At 37.4% G+C, this 16058-nt stretch carries 14 protein-coding genes and 1 pseudogene; 1 reads left to right on the top strand and 14 read right to left on the bottom strand.

Annotated elements, in window-relative coordinates; genetic code table 11:
* Positions 1-231: 231 nt before the first annotated feature.
* The 10 genes from MHH71_RS12530 to MHH71_RS12575 all read right to left on the bottom strand — a co-directional run bounded on the left by MHH71_RS12530 (position 232) and on the right by MHH71_RS12575 (position 11612).
* A complete protein-coding gene (locus tag MHH71_RS12530; RefSeq protein WP_006093545.1) occupies positions 232-2631 on the bottom strand; it encodes an immune inhibitor A in 2400 nt (799 codons plus the stop codon).
* Between the two features lie 429 nt (positions 2632-3060).
* On the bottom strand, positions 3061-3708 hold the full coding sequence (gene fsa, locus MHH71_RS12535) for a fructose-6-phosphate aldolase (protein ID WP_003195186.1): 648 nt from the start codon (positions 3706-3708) through the stop codon (positions 3061-3063).
* Positions 3709-3743: 35 nt separating this feature from the next.
* On the bottom strand, positions 3744-4667 hold the full coding sequence (gene rbsB / locus MHH71_RS12540; protein WP_033798621.1) for a ribose ABC transporter substrate-binding protein RbsB: 924 nt from the start codon (positions 4665-4667) through the stop codon (positions 3744-3746).
* A gap of 14 nt (positions 4668-4681) precedes the next feature.
* Complete coding sequence (locus tag MHH71_RS12545; protein WP_003195190.1) at positions 4682-5617, bottom strand: ABC transporter permease subunit; 936 nt, start codon at positions 5615-5617, stop codon at positions 4682-4684.
* A gap of 3 nt (positions 5618-5620) precedes the next feature.
* Entirely contained in the window at positions 5621-7105 is a 1485-nt protein-coding gene (locus tag MHH71_RS12550) for a sugar ABC transporter ATP-binding protein (protein ID WP_006093543.1), read from the bottom strand.
* Positions 7106-7123: 18 nt separating this feature from the next.
* Positions 7124-7519 (bottom strand): D-ribose pyranase, encoded by a 396-nt coding sequence (gene rbsD / locus MHH71_RS12555; protein ID WP_033798620.1) that lies wholly within the window; start codon positions 7517-7519, stop codon positions 7124-7126.
* Positions 7516-8412, bottom strand: coding sequence for a ribokinase (gene rbsK, locus MHH71_RS12560; RefSeq protein WP_006093541.1), 897 nt, complete (start codon positions 8410-8412; stop codon positions 7516-7518). The genes rbsD and rbsK overlap by 4 nt, the downstream gene beginning before the upstream one ends.
* Before the next feature lie 13 nt (positions 8413-8425).
* On the bottom strand, positions 8426-9397 hold the full coding sequence (locus MHH71_RS12565; RefSeq protein WP_033798619.1) for a LacI family DNA-binding transcriptional regulator: 972 nt from the start codon (positions 9395-9397) through the stop codon (positions 8426-8428).
* Between the two features lie 117 nt (positions 9398-9514).
* On the bottom strand, positions 9515-11134 hold the full coding sequence (locus MHH71_RS12570) for an MDR family MFS transporter (protein WP_006093539.1): 1620 nt from the start codon (positions 11132-11134) through the stop codon (positions 9515-9517).
* 19 nt (positions 11135-11153) lie between these two features.
* Positions 11154-11612: a MarR family winged helix-turn-helix transcriptional regulator gene (locus tag MHH71_RS12575; protein ID WP_006093538.1), complete on the bottom strand. Its 459-nt coding sequence runs from the start codon at positions 11610-11612 to the stop codon at positions 11154-11156.
* 217 nt (positions 11613-11829) lie between these two features.
* Between MHH71_RS12575 and glpT the strand changes: the two genes are divergently transcribed.
* Positions 11830-13179, top strand: coding sequence for a glycerol-3-phosphate transporter (gene glpT, locus MHH71_RS12580; protein ID WP_006093537.1), 1350 nt, complete (start codon positions 11830-11832; stop codon positions 13177-13179).
* A gap of 192 nt (positions 13180-13371) precedes the next feature.
* Here the strand turns inward: glpT and MHH71_RS12585 are convergent, their stop codons facing one another.
* The 4 genes and pseudogenes from MHH71_RS12585 to MHH71_RS12600 form a co-directional block, all read right to left on the bottom strand.
* Positions 13372-13491 (bottom strand): DUF4027 family protein, encoded by a 120-nt coding sequence (locus MHH71_RS12585; protein WP_003195205.1) that lies wholly within the window; start codon positions 13489-13491, stop codon positions 13372-13374.
* A 139-nt stretch (positions 13492-13630) separates the two neighbouring features.
* Entirely contained in the window at positions 13631-14053 is a 423-nt protein-coding gene (locus tag MHH71_RS12590; protein ID WP_006093536.1) for a universal stress protein, read from the bottom strand.
* A gap of 81 nt (positions 14054-14134) precedes the next feature.
* Positions 14135-14503, bottom strand: a pseudogene (locus MHH71_RS12595) (STAS domain-containing protein); the annotation flags it as partial.
* A gap of 151 nt (positions 14504-14654) precedes the next feature.
* Entirely contained in the window at positions 14655-15905 is a 1251-nt protein-coding gene (locus MHH71_RS12600; RefSeq protein WP_033798618.1) for an ArsR family transcriptional regulator, read from the bottom strand.
* Positions 15906-16058: the final 153 nt, after the last annotated feature.

Consider the following 16058-nt stretch of genomic DNA (forward strand, 5'->3'; position numbering starts at 1 on the left):
GTAAATTGCTGAAACTCGTCTTTCTTCTATACCAATCAGCTTGATACACTCTTCACTCATTTTTCAAAAAAATGTATAAATACCAACTATGTCTCGACAATTTCCTCGGAAATATTCCTTTTCCCTACACCATTTGATAGACTGTATATAGGTAAACAATGTGTATTACACAAAATAAAAAAGTACGTTCTTTTTAAGAAGAACGTACTTTTCTATTTTATTACTAATCTATTAACGACGAATCCAAATAGCTCCTGCCGACTTATCATCAGCTTGCCCAACAACTTGGAATTTCAGCCCTAATTGCGGCACTTTTCGTCCCGCATCAGGAATTTGAGTGTTACTGTATACTTTAGAATCATCAAATGTTGCAACACCTGGTAAGCCTGGGTAATTAAATTGTCCACGTGTAAATGAATTTACATTCCACGCCGGTGTTTGATCAAGTGAAAATGCAGCATCTGCAATTTGCAACCCTGTATTACCGTATACTGGTTTTCCATTTAAATTTCCAACAAATGTCTCCGGGTGAGAATCAACAACACCAAGGAAGCCTTCACCAGGATGTTGACCAGTCCAGTTATCTTTAAAACTATCATCTGCATACCAAACAACAAGACCAGTATTATATGCTGGACCTCTCGCTACTTTTAACCCTTCATCTGATCCAGCATAGTTTCTCCACTCTAAATAATAATAATGTGGTTTCTTTTCTGTTCCATCAGAAACGACAAAACCATCTAACTTCATTTTCGCTTGTCCTTCTGCATCATCTGAAAATACTACTTTTCCATCGACTGTTACGTTCACATTATCCATTGCAAATCCTTTATATGCTACAGCAGGATCTGTAATATAATCAAATTGCAATTTCACTTTCTTCCCTTTAAATTGACTTAAATCATATGATTTATCAATCCATTTTCCTTCTGTCGTATCTTTATCACCTTTTACTACTTTATTGCCTAGTTTATCGATTAATGTTTTTGTTCCATCTTCTGTCACCGCATGTATTTCAATAAAATCACATTCTGCTTCAAGTTCATAGTTTACTTTATAATCAAATTTCGCGTTAGCTGCTTTCGTTAAATCAAACAAAGGTGTTTCTAATGTTGTATGCATATCATCGCCTCTTGTACTGTAGTATGCATGCTTGCCAAATCCAGTTTTAATTGTTTCAACACTTTTCTCAGGTAAATTTACACGTACAAGACCTGGACGATTGGATTTTGTAACACTTTGATCAATATATGTAGGGAAACCTACTCCACGTTTTATTTTATCGTAATCTACTTCTACAATTTTCGCCCAGTTTCCGCCCATATTTTTTTGTAAGAAATCTTTATTTTGCGGTGAAAAACTTGTTGGCTCTGTTCCTGCGATTTTTCCTGTCCAGCTACCACCACTCATTAATGACCATGATTCTACAGGTGATCCAGTTCCAGTATAATTCGTATCATATTCATCTGGTAAACCAAGATCATGACCAAATTCATGAGCGAATACGCCAACTGCACCATCCTCAGGCTCAATTGTGTAATCATGTGCAGCAACTTTTCCATCCCAATACGAAACTTTTGACTTTGTTCCTTCAATTGCAACTGGATCTTGTGCTAATTTAGAACGATGTGACCAAATCGCATCATCACCTAATTTACCTCCACCAGCTTCTTGACCAACCCCAGCATGAATGACCATTAAATGATCAATTACACCGTCTGGTTCATTTTGATTTCCATCACCATTTGTATCATAACGATCAAACTGGTCAAATTGAGATAAATCTAATCCTTTCTCTGCTGCTGCTTTTAATGCTTCTTTCACAAGGTCACGTGCCCCTTTAGGCCCTTTATTATCATGACCAGTTTTACCATCTGCTCCGTAATCTGCTGCTTTCCCAGGAACAGTCAACCATTCTGTCACATAACCATCTGTCGTATAACTACCACCAGATTGCTCTTCATAATATTGTTTAAATGTTTTTACTTTTGAACCATTGAATAACGTGAATGGTTCATTACCGAATAACATTTTTTGATAATGCTCTCTACTAAAGTCGTTCGCATACATATAACCAGGGCTTTGCTCAATATTATTATGTTTATAATCACTAAACTCTACAAGTAGTACAAGTACTTTATCTGTACGTACAGTTCCGTTATATGGAGCCTGCTTTGCTGGAGAAGTTGGTACTTTTCCATTTAACTGTTTTTTATTTTGTGAAGGCGTTTGCTCTGGGCTAGCATTTTCTACAGACTCCTTCACTTTTTCTTTTTCTTCCATCTTTTTTTCTTTTACTTTTTTCACAAAATCAGATGCCTCTTTAGCAGGGTCACCCGGAAGAATTTCTTTATTTGGCTGATCACCCTTCTTTTTTTCAATATAGTGCTCTACAGCCTTTTGTGTCTCTTCTTTTGATGCTGATCGATCAATCGTTCCACGTTCTTTTAAAGCTTCAGCCAAGCGCTCTTCTTGAATTAAATTGTTATCAATTGGAGTTGTTGAAATACTTCCTTTTGACTGAGATGTTGTTTCCGCATAAGCTACTGATGTACCAAGTGCAAATGTGCAACCAAGCATTGTCGTGATTGCCAAAGATGAAAAAACTTTAAACGGTGTTTTTCTTTTCATTACTATTTCCTCCCTTATTAATTGTAACAAGACTTAAAATTTAGATAATTGATAATATGGAATGCACAATATATATAAGTTCTATAATATAGACCTATCCCCCCTTCTATATACAATAAAAAAGACATAGTTCTATAATCATGGAATAGTAATTATTCCCTTATAGAATCATGCCCTCCAGTCCTCTGGTCAGACCCTGTACTGATTATTTACCTCGTATCAAAAAAACTCACAAAAAAGAGTTATTTATTATATATTAAATAACTTAGATAGAAAATTTAAAAGACAATATGCACAATTGCATGAAAATTCTTTTATTCATTATTTTACAAACAAAAAAACTACCAAGGTTAACGTAATGCTAACCTTGGTAGTTTTTGTTTCCCCCTCATAAACGGGGAGCAATCCTTCACAGATGGAAGTTTCACTTTATTTCCCTTGTGTTTTCTCCCAATCAGCTAAGAATTTCTCAATTCCTTGATCTGTTAACGGATGTTTCACTAATGCGCCAATTACGTTTGCCGGAATTGTTGCAATGTGTGCACCGTTTAATGCTGCGTCTGTTACGTGAACGCTATGGCGTACAGATGCTGCGATAATTTCTGTTTTAATGTCATGAATTACAAAGATATCAGCGATTTGGCGAATTAAGTCCATACCATTATGACCGATATCATCTAAACGACCTAAGAATGGAGATACGTACGTTGCACCTGCACGTGCTGCAAGCAATGCTTGTACTGCAGAGAATACTAACGTAACGTTTGTACGAATTCCTAAATCAGAGAATGCTTTTACTGCTTTTAAGCCTTCTTTTGTCATTGGTACTTTTACAACAACGTTTGGAGCAATTTTTGCTAATTCTTTTCCTTCTTCAATCATTTTATCTGATTCTAGGCTAATAACTTCTGCACTTACAGGTCCTGTTACAACGCTGCAAATTTCACGAATACGTTCATGGAAATCTACGCCTTCTTTTGCTACAAGTGATGGATTTGTTGTTACACCTGCTAATACGCCTAAATCATTTGCCTCTTTAATTTCATCAATGTTTGCTGTATCAATAAAAAATTTCATTTGTTTTTCTTCCTTCCTAAATGTAAGTTTATATTTTATTTTTTCTTAATAAGCTCTAATTCAATCGGAATGAATTTTTCCACTTTTTTACCTTGGTTCACTTGTCTTGCTGTTTCCATCGCTTTCTCTCCGATTAATTCTGGTTTTTGCGCAACAGTTGCTGTCATACGTCCGTCATTAACCGCTTTCACAGCATCATCTGTGGCATCAAATCCAACAACAACCACATCTGTTTTTCCAGCAGATTTTAATGCTTCCAGCGCACCTAATGCCATTTCATCATTATGAGCAAACACTGCTTTTATATCATTATTTGCCTGCAATATGTTTTCCATAACTGATAATCCTTTGGCACGGTCAAAGTCTGCGGCTTGCTTTGCAACAACTTTTAGCCCCTTATCGGCAACTTTATGGAATCCTTTCCCACGCTCACGAGCAGCGGATGATCCAGGAATCCCTTCTAACTCAGCAACATTTGCACCTTCACCAACAAGCTCACGAATGTAGTCACCAGCCATGGTTCCACCTTCTACATTATTTGATGCGATGTGTGAAACAACTTTTCCTGAGTTTGCAACACGATCTACTGTAATAACAGGGATGTTTGCTGCATTCGCTGCACTTACTGCTGAAGCAACTGCATCTGAATCTGTTGGATTAATGACAACTAGATCAACGCCTTTTTGAATTAAATCCTCAACATCATTCGTTTGCTTCGCTGCATCATTTTGTGCATCAACAGCAATTAACTCAATGCCACTATCTTTCGCCTTCTTTTCTGCCCCTTTTTTCAACGTAACGAAAAATGGATTGTTTAAAGTTGAAACAGAAAATCCAACTTTAATAGTTTTATTTCGACCTTTATCACTAGAATCCTTTGCCCATTCTGGTGGTTCCATTGAACAACCAGCAGTGATTACCATTATGAGTGCAACGAGTACAAGTAACCATTTTTTCATGAATTGTCCCTCCATTATGCTTCTTTTCGACGATCAATTAATACAGCAAGTAAGATCACAAGCCCTTTTACAACTTGTTGGAAGAAAGAAGATACACCTAATAAATTTAGACCGTTATTTAGTACACCGATAATCAGTACACCAATGAACGTGCCGACAATCCAACCTCTTCCACCAGAAAGACTTGTTCCTCCTAATACAACTGCAGCAATTGCATCTAATTCGTAAGAAGAACCAGCAGTTGGCTGTGCAGAATCTAAGCGTGATGTTAACACGATACCCGCAAGCGCTGCCAGAATTCCAGAAAGACCATAAATCATTACTTTTATTCGCGTTACATTAATACCTGATAATGCCGCTGCTTCTTCATTTCCACCAATTGCAAAAGTACGGCGACCAAACGTTGTCTTCTTTAAAATAAAGTACAATGCAGCAAAAGCAATCATCATCGTTACAGCTGGTACGGGAATACCAAGGAAGTAACCACGGCCAAACATTTGAAACATTAAGTGATCACCAAGGCCAGTGATCGGACGTCCGTCCATATAAACAAGCGTGAGCCCTCGGAAAATGGTCATTGTTGCTAATGTCGCAATAAATGGTGCCACTTTTCCTTTCGCAATGATGATACCGTTTACAATTCCCATTACAAGCCCAGCCAATAATCCAACTGCCATTGCAAGGAACGGATCCATGCCACTTGCCATCATTCCAGCAACAAGTGCACTTGATAATGCTAAAATAGAACCTACCGATAAGTCAATACCCCCAGTTAAAATAACGAAGGTCATTCCAAATGCAATGAGTGCATTAATCGATACTTGGCGTAAAATATTAAATAAATTTGGTATTTCAATAAATGCTGGATTTAATGCTGTAATAACTACAATAATCAGTGCCAATCCAATTAAAGAACCTAGCTGCTGCAATATATTCCCCTTTTTAGCCATAACTTACTCTCCCCCTGTAGCTAATGCCATAATGGACTCTTGTGTTGCTTTATCTTTCTCTAAAATACCGCCTACTTTTCCTTCATGAATAACAAGGACACGATCGCTCATTCCTAAAACTTCTGGAAGTTCGGATGAAACCATAATAACCGCATCCCCCTGCTTTGTAAGCTTGTTCATAATAGAGTAAATTTCTTTTTTTGCTCCAACATCAACGCCCCGTGTTGGTTCATCTAAAATTAACAGCTGCGGATGGATTCCTAGCCATTTTGCAATAACAATCTTTTGTTGATTTCCACCAGAAAGTGATTTGACGGCTTGTTCACCATTTGCCGCTTTTACATTGAGAAGCTTCATCATATCCTCTGTGAACTGTGCTTCTATTCCTTTATCCATCACACTACCTTTTGAGAGACTTTCTAGATTTGGCAATGCTAAATTTTCACGAATAGAAAAATCTAAGACAAGCCCTTCTGATTTTCGATCTTCTGTAATAAAGGCAATTCGCTGCCGGATTGCATCAATTGGACTATCAATTTTCACTTCTTGCCCATTCATAAATATTTGGCCCGAATCTAACGGTTCATGTCCAAATATCGCCTTCATAATATCAGTGCGGCCAGCTCCCATTAATCCAGCGACACCGAGAATTTCACCTTTTCTCACTTGAAACGAAATATTTTCAAACTTCCCTTTTTTCGTTGCGTTACGCATTTCAAAAATAACTTCACCGATCTTCGCATCGCGCTCCGGATAGCGCCCACCGATGCTGCGACCAACCATCATACTCACTACTTCATCAAATGATGTTTCTAGAATTAACCTCGTTCCAACATATTCCCCATCACGTAAAATCGTAATAGCATCACAAATAGAAAAGATTTCTTCCATGCGATGTGAAATGTAGACGAACGATACGCCTTCTTTACGTAATTTATTAATAACCGTAAAGAGTGTTTCAATTTCGCGATCCGTTAAGGCTGCTGTCGGCTCGTCCATAATAATAACGCTCGCATTTGTCATTAAGGCCTTACCAATTTCAATAATTTGCTGCTGTCCAACTGATAATTCCCCAGCAAGCATAGCCCCTTTTACGTGAAGCCCAAGACTTGCTAATTGTTGCTGCGCTAACCCATTCATTTGCCGTGTACGTAAAATGCCTGTTTTGCCGTACATCAACTCTTTCCCAAGAAACATATTTTCAGCAACTGTTAAGTTCGGTAATATGTTCAGCTCTTGATGAATAAAAGCAATTCCGTATTCCTCAGCTTCTTTTGCGTTTTTAAATGTCCGTTCTTGCCCATCAATCGTGACTTGACCACTATCTTTCGTATATACACCTGTTAAAATTTTCATGAGCGTTGATTTTCCCGCTCCATTTTCCCCCATCAGTGCATGGACTTCTCCTGTTTCAATACTAAACTGTGCGTTTTTTAAAACAGGATTACCATTGAACGCTTTTGAAATATTTTTCATTTCAATACGCATTCTCATCACATCCCTTTATTAAAAAATCACGCCGGCATGTAAAATAACATTCGCATATAGCGTTGCTTCTCCCGTACGAATAACTGCCTTTGCCTGTTTTGTACGTTCTTTAAACTGCTCATGCGATACGTATTCAAAAGCAGCTTCTTTTAAACGTGCTTCAACTTCTCTGTTTACTTCTGCATTATTGATCGTAATCTCTTCTGCTAATGTTAGTTTTTCAACTGCCATGTCGTCTATCACGACTTGTAACACCTCTAGAAACGATGGTTTTCCAAGTTCTACCGCTAAATCAATTCGCTTTACACCATCTGGAATAGGTAAACCACAATCAGCAATCACAATTGTATCCGTATGTCCAAGGGAAGCAAGTACCGCAGCAATTTCACTATTTAATACACCATGCTTCTTCATCCAACAATCACCTGCACTTCTCTTACCTTTTCTCTTGTTGGCATACCACCTTGTGCCCCTAACTTTGTTACAGAAAGACCACCGGCAATGTTTGCAAAGCGGATTGCTTTTTGTAATGTCTCACCTTCGGAAAGTGCAACCGCTAATGCACCGTTAAAAGTATCACCTGCTCCTGTTGTATCCACTACTTCAACATCAATACTTGGTACATGAACAATCTCTGTACCATTATGGAAACGAACACCTTTCCCACCTTCTGTCATCAGTAACTTATTTGGATATTTCGCAAGTAACTCTTCAATTGGTGACGTAAAATCATCTAATACAATGCGGCATTCATGCTCATTCGGTGTAATATACGTCGCCTTTTCTAAAATATCTACTGGCAATACTTGTGCCGGAGCTGGATTTAACATAACCGGAATTTTGTGTTCTTCACAAATATCAAGAACGTATTCCACTGTTTCTAGCGGAATTTCCAGCTGAAGGACAACCATATCAGCTTTTGCAAGAAGATCTTTTGCGCGATCGGCAATTTGCTGATTCACGAGACGGTTTGCTCCTTGCACAACAACAATACTGTTATCTTCCTCGGCCAAAACAATATGCGCAATTCCTGTCGTTTCATCTGTAACCGGTACCACATAGTCGATAAAAATACGTTCATTCTCTAAATTTTTTCTAACTAGCTTACCATAATCATCATTTCCTACAGCACCTACCATTGCCACATTTGCACCTAATCTAGCTGCGGCAACAGCTTGGTTTGCTCCTTTTCCTCCAGGCACTGTATGAAACGCTTCTCCAATCACTGTTTCTCCTGCTTTTGGTCGCTTTTTTGAAACAGCGACTAAATCCATTGAAATACTGCCGACTACTGCAATGTTTGGCATATATCTCATCTCCTTACTTCGTTGTATTTCGTTCTATAATTTCAATCGGTAAACGATAATGTTCGGTTTCTAATTGATTTCCTTCCATTTGCTCTAGCAATAATTCTGTTGCAATTCGTCCCATTTCATAAATAGGTTGTGCAACTGTTGTAAGAGATGGATACATCATTTCTGTTAAAGAAATACCATCAAATCCAATAATTTGTAAATCATCTGGAATGGAAATTCCTTTTTGTAATGCCGCTTTCACTACCCCAATGGCAATCAAATCATTTCCAGCTACAATGCCATCGATATGCGAATACTCTTCTAACAATTCCATTGCCACACGTTCGCTATCTGCCGGATCAAACGTACTTTCTGCAATCATATAAGAAAGCCCATATTGTGTAATAACATCTACAAAACCTTCAAAACGCTCATTTGCTGTACTCACATCGCGCGGTCCACGAATATGCGCAATATGTTGACACCCTTTTTCTAACAGTAACTTTGTTGCTTCTTGACTTCCCGCATAGTTATCTGCATATACCGTCGGAATACGCTCATTAAACATGCGGTCAATTGCCACAACTGGCACAGACAAGTTCATGTAATTCATACTATTTTGTGGGTTTGTTGCCACAATAAACCCATCAACATTATTTTGTCTGAGCACATCAATATATTGTTTCTCTTTCTCTAAACTTTCATCAGAATTACAAAGTACAACTGTGTATCCTTGCTTATGTGCTACATCCTCTACGGCACGTGCAACTTCTGGAAAGAATGGATTCACGATATTTGGAACAACCAAACCAATTAAGCGAGATTTTTTATTATATAAAGAACGTGCTACTGTACTAGGCTTATAATCCAACAGTTCAATTGCTCGTTCCACTTTTTTTAATGTATCTTCGTGAACATATCCGTTCTTATTTAACACCCTGGAAACGGTCGCAACAGATACTCCCGCTAATTTCGCAACATCTTTAATCGTACTCATTCTCTTCCCTCTCCATTTCATGTAACCGTTTACAGAAAATAATATAACTCATTTACAAAAATACGTCAATCATTTATAACTAAAAAAGCACCACCATAAGGCGATGCTTTTTTCTTATTATGAGTAAGATACGTTTGTATCTTTCTCTTCTACTTCAGTAGCAGGTTCTTCTGCACCTTTTTTACGATTAGAAAGCTTAATTTTTTGTAAGAAGATTGTAAATACGGCACCAACTACGATAAAGACTAACCCTGTTAGGAATACACTATGAAGTGAATCCACTAAAGATGTTTTCAAAATTGGTACAATGCTATTTGAGAATGCTTCTGGCATTTGTTTTAATGCTTCTGGGCTAAATAGCATAGAATATAAACTTTGTGGATCTGTATGAATCATATCTTTAAACTTCGTTACCATTTGTCCCGCTTCTGCTGGGAATGTATCTAGTACAGGAACTAATTTATTTGTCAATGTTGTACCTGACGTATTATTCATAATAGAACCTAAAATCGTAATTCCGAACGTCCCACCGATTTGACGGAAGAACTGACTTGAAGATGTTACAACTCCAAGATCCTTTTTCGGGAAACTTTCTTGTAATGCTAATGTTAATGTCGGCATTACAAGACCCATTCCTAAACCGATAATCATCATATATGATGTTGCAATAAGTTTAGTTGTATGCATATCCATTGTTGTTAATAACCAAAAACCGCCAGCCATAATGAGCATACCTGTAATAATTTGTGGTTTTACGCCTACCTTTAATACAAGCTGACCACCAATAATACTCATCACAATCATCGTAATCATCATTGGTGTCATTATCGTTCCAGATTCAGCCGCACTTACGCCAACAATTCCTTGCATAAAGAATGGAACGAACATAATTGCACCAAACATTCCAATACTCATAAAGAAACCAATTGCATTTAATAGTGTAAATGTACGGTTTTTAAAGAAATGCATTGGTAAAATTGGTTCTTCCGCCTTCGTTTCAACAATGATGAAGCTTACTATACCAATGATAGCAAGTGCAAATAATCCAATGATTTGCCAAGAATCCCAAGCATAGTCTTTCCCGCCAAACGTTAGTGCAAGTAATAAAGTCACAACACCAAGAATCATCGTGAAAATACCAGCGATATCAATTTTAATTGGACCTGTTTGTTTATGTCCTTTTAATCCCATTGCAATAAAGATTGTCGCCAAAATACCGACTGGCAAGTTGATATAGAATACCCATCTCCAGTTGACAGCATCAACAATCCAACCGCCCACTTGCGGTCCAATTACGGAAGCAAGACCATATAACGCTCCAAAGATTCCTTGCCATTTCGCACGTTCTTTCCCTGTAAACATATCCCCGATAATAATCATCGCCATTGGCATCATAATACCGCCACCAAGCCCTTGAATACCACGGAAAATAATTAACTCAGTCATACCATTCGCCATACCGCAAAGTGCTGAGCCAACCATAAAAATGATTAATCCTGTAATATACACGTTACGACGTCCTAATAAATCCGCTAACTTACCTGCAATTGGTACAACTGTTGTTGATGTTAACATATATGCCGTTGTTAACCATGTCATTAAACTTAATCCGCCTAGATCGCCAACAATTCGCGGCATTGCTGTACCAACGATTGTTCCATCTAATGCAGCAAATAACATGGCAATAACTAGACCGATTAACAACAGCTTTCTATTCTGATTTTCTTGTTGCTCCATGTAATCTCCTCAATTCCTTTTAGTTTGTCTCTTTCTTCTCAGATTCCCCGCAAATAATTACCTCTAACTTTTCAAATAAGCGTAGTAAATCTTCTCTCTCTTGTAATTCTAAATGTGAGAAGTATTTTGCAATATGCTCATTACGAGCAGTCATTGCCTCTTCTACTACATCTTTCCCCTTCTTCGTCAGCTCAATTACAACAACACGGCGATCTTCTTTGTCATGGTAGCGCAGTACCAATTCTTGATCGATTAACCGATCGATCATCACTGTAATTGCGCTTGGTTTCACATACATTTTCTTCGCCAATTTCGTTGCTCTTGATGCACCGTAATGGTCTAAAATTTTTAAAATATAAAATTGCGGTGGTGTAAGTCCTGATGCTTGCATTTGTTCTAGTAACTCCGTTTGCATTTTCTTTCCTATAGAGAATGCTAAAGCCTGAATTCTATCAATATGAGTCATATCATTTGGCATGTTATCCACCTCTCATTTAAACAATAAAATATTTAACGTATTTAAATATTAAATCCTATAATTAATTTCGTCAATAATTTCATTTTGTAAAAACGTTTACATTTTTGTCGCAAAGTTGTATGATTTTTGACCAAGTTAATATTGACAGTCCTGGGGAATGAGAGTATAAAGACTATGTCATAAAACGTTTTCAATAATAGAGGAGGATTTTTAGGTTATGTTTTTAACTCAGTTGTTTAAACCTGCGCCGCATACAGAGCGCTTACCTGCTGATCGCATTGATAGCGAATACCGCAAACTGCGCTTACAAGTATTTTTAGGCATTTTCATTGGCTATGCAGGCTACTACCTTGTTCGCAAAAACTTTTCACTGGCTATGCCTTATCTTGTTGAACAAGGATTTAGCAAAGGTGAACTTGGAGTTATCCTTTCTGCTGTATCCATTGCATATGGCTTAAGTAAATTTATTATGGGGATTGTCTCCGACCGTTGTAACCCCCGCTACTTCTTAGCGGCAGGACTATTTTTATCCGGTATCATTAATATTATCTTTGGTTCATTCTCTTTTATTACAACAAGTATTTTGCTTATGTTTGTTCTTCAATTTTTAAATGGTTGGGTACAAGGTATGGGCTGGCCTCCATGTGGCCGCACAATGGTTCATTGGTTCTCTATTAGTGAACGCGGTACAAAAATGTCCATTTGGAACGTTGCCCACAATGTTGGTGGCGGACTTATGGGACCGCTCGTAACATTAGGACTATTCTTATTTGCTGGTAGCTGGCAAAGCATTTTCTACTTCCCAGGTATTTTTGCAATTTTAGTTGGGATCTATGTATTAATTGTAATGCGAGATACACCGCAATCTTGTGGATTACCACCTATTGAAGAATATACGGGTGAATATCCTTCAGATGAAAGAGTAAAAGATCGTGAACGCGAACTTTCGGTAAAGGAAATTTTATTTACTTATGTACTAAACAACAAATTTTTATGGTACATCGCTATAGCTAACGTATTCGTATACTTCGTACGCTACGGTGTTGTAGACTGGGCACCTACTTATTTAGTAGAAGAAAAAAACTTTACTCATAATAGTTCTCGTACAGCATACGCATTATACGAATTTGCTGGTATTCCGGGCACACTCCTTTGCGGATGGATGAGCGATAAATTATTTAAAGGGCGCCGTGCCCCTGCTGGTATTTTATTCATGGTTGGTGTATTCATTGCTGTTCTTGTTTATTGGTTAAATCCGGCTGGTCATCCAATCATCGATAGCATCGCACTAGTGGCAATTGGCTTCTTAATTTATGGACCAGTTATGCTCATTGGATTACATGCCCTTGACTTAGCACCAAAGAAAGCTGCTGGAACAGCTGCTGGTTTAACAGGTTTCTTCGGTTACCTGGGCGGTGCTGCATTTGCTAGTGCTGCAATGGGCTTTATTGTAGATGCTTTCGGATGGAACGGCGGTTTCATTCTATTACTTACATCTTGTGTACTTGCGATTGTATTCCTTGCTCTAACTTTAAACACAGGATCTTCAAAATCACAACAAGCTTAAACGGAGGTTTTTCTTAAAAACTTCTATAAGATAAAGTGAAAAGCTTTAATCAGTGGGGAACAAAAGCTGAAGTAAAGAAATAAAATAGCTCTTAGCATTCAGATATATGCTAAGAGCTATTTTTTATTTATGTCTAGTGATATTGTCTTGCAGCCTATAACAATCATTTCCCTTCTATTTACAACATTACTTTTATAAAAACATCTGCTGAAACATTTTCATTGCAATAGCCAATGTCACCGAAGTAGTAAATCCCCCTAAACAAATAAGACTCACTCCTTGACTATATGTTAAACTTTGAAATGCTTTCATTTCTTACATCCCCCATTCTCTCCCTTTGATGATTACATCATATCAATGGAGAAAATTTCAAAACATCGATTTCCCTAACAACAGTCTTACAATTTTGTAAGATTTATCTCAAAAAAACAGACAACATTTCTGCTGCCTGTTACTTCACGATCATCACCGGACATTTCACTCGTTTTGCTATTTTATGACTTACACTACCAAGTACCATTTCTTGCAATGTATTCAATCCCCTGCTCCCCACTATTACAAGATCAATGTCTCCTGTATTTACATATTGCACAAGTGTATTTCCTGGATCACCATGTAAAATCGTAATTTTATAAGAAACTCCTTCTTGCTGTAATAAAATCTCAATTTCTTTTAATCTATCTTTTCGACTAGCTGAAATTGTTTCTATATTTGTTTGTCCCTGTATAATATCTGATTTTGCTGCTCTACTATCTACTACGTATACAACTTCAACGGTTACTTCCTTACTCAATGTAGAAATATGTACGGCATGTTTTGCTGCGCGTATTGCGTGTTCTGAACCATCACATGCTAATATAATTTGCTTGTACATCTTCTGAAACCCCTTTCATCATCATACTCGTATTATAATACAAAAAGAACCTTTTCGGTCCTCCTAAAAGGTTCTTCCTATTTAACGAACAGCTTGTTTCGCCAATTCTGTAACAAGCTCTGAACTACGCTCATTTAATCCCGTTATGTTTACTTTCACACCATTTTTCTCATACTTCACTACAACTTTATCAACCGCAGCCACAGCTGAATCATCCCATACATGGGCGTGTGTAAAATCAATTTCTACTTCTGTCACATCTTCTTTAAACTAAAATACATTTATAAATTCTGTAGTCGATGCAAAGAAGAGTTGTCCGTGAACAGCGTATACCTTTTTCTCACCAACATAAGAATGTTTCACGTGAATCTTTTCCATATTTGCTGCGAATAAAACTGCACTTATTACTGTACCAATCATAACACCAAGAGCTAGATTATGTGTAACAAGATAACACTCCTCTACTTTTCTTACTTTTTGATTTTCTCCGTAAGAAAATCGAGCCGATTGCACGAGTGCTATTATATAACGAATGTCAGATTTTTTGCTATAAAAAACTTTCCCAAATGAAAAGACGCTGCATCATGCAACGTCTTTTCTCTTAATGTCCACCGTGTCCCCCACCATTTTCTTGAACAATCTCTAACTTCTCGTCAAGTATTCCTTGCGTTTCAAACGAAATATTCTCTGTATTTCCTAATAGAAAACCGTGGTTATATGGCCCGAGCGTTGGATCATCTTTAAATTTTGGTTGAATCGTAGCTAATAAATCATATACTGGCTGTGAAACCTTCCCTTTATCTAATAATAGAACAGGTGCATGTTTCCCCATATGTGAAAACGGCGCTCCAGCAATTGCTAAATCGGGAGTTTCTGTTGAAACAAATGATACGCCGTGCCCTGGTTTTGTGAATCCCCACCCAAATTGTGTTTTCTTATCTTTAAACTTTGCAAAAGCGATTGAGTTTTCTGTTGGATTTTCTCCGCTAATGCGCGTTACTTTTCCATGCTTACTTAACTGTTTTTCTACCTCTTTTGAAATAATTTTTTCAGGTCCTAAAAGATATATATTTGCTTTCCCTTTTCTTGCTTTCAACGCTTCTATTGTAGCCTCAGGTACTTTATCTTTTGCTACATATAAAAGAGGTTCAGGCATATGAGCAATCCAATTCACAGCAGGTGTTGTATATAAGCGTCCTTCTTCTTCAGACGAACCGATAATGACACTTTCTGGGTACTTCCCTGTTATGTCTGCATATTCTTTATCAACATCTTTCGCAAAATTTGCTGAATCCGTTTCTTTTATTTGCTTTATTTTATATTCTTTCAGTTGATTTAATATGGAAGATTCTACATCTCCCATCACCATAATTTGCGTTCCATCTTTTGTTCCAAGTGGGTTTAACCGCCTGATTTCTTTTAACGTCGCCTCTGGAATACTTTCTTTATTCATAAATAAAATAGGTCCATTGTTTGGATGATGAATGAGATCCGCACTAGCAATTCCAAGTTGCCACTGATTAGCTGGTACTAAAATCACCGCTCCTGGTTGGTTCTCTTTGTGAGTCGCTGGCCATATTGTTTGTGATGTTAATACTGCCATTTGAACAGGATCATTTGTGTTTAATCGTGTTACATTTTTTAAACTTGTTGTTAATAAATCTCTAGATGCTCCAGCATTCATTTCTTTCGGTGGCATCGCTGCATGATGCACCTTCATATCTTTTTGCTGCTCATTTTTCTTCTCTTTTGTAGATTCATGATTTTCATGCTCTGTATTTGCTTGTCCACACGCTGCAAGTCCAAGTACAGCAACTATTGTCATACTCAAAACTCGAGTTGCTTTTTTCACTATATCGCCTCCATCCCCATCATGTTTGATCCTATAATCTTTACCTAAAATGTAAATTTCAACTATACAATAACAAGCAATTCTGAAGAAATTATGCAGATGCATGATAATCTGCACCATTTCTTCAGGATTTTGCATTACACTTTTAGTAGT

The sequence above is a fragment of the Bacillus sp. FSL H8-0534 genome, from assembly GCF_038005885.1.
Lineage (GTDB): Bacteria > Bacillota > Bacilli > Bacillales > Bacillaceae_G > Bacillus_A > Bacillus_A pseudomycoides.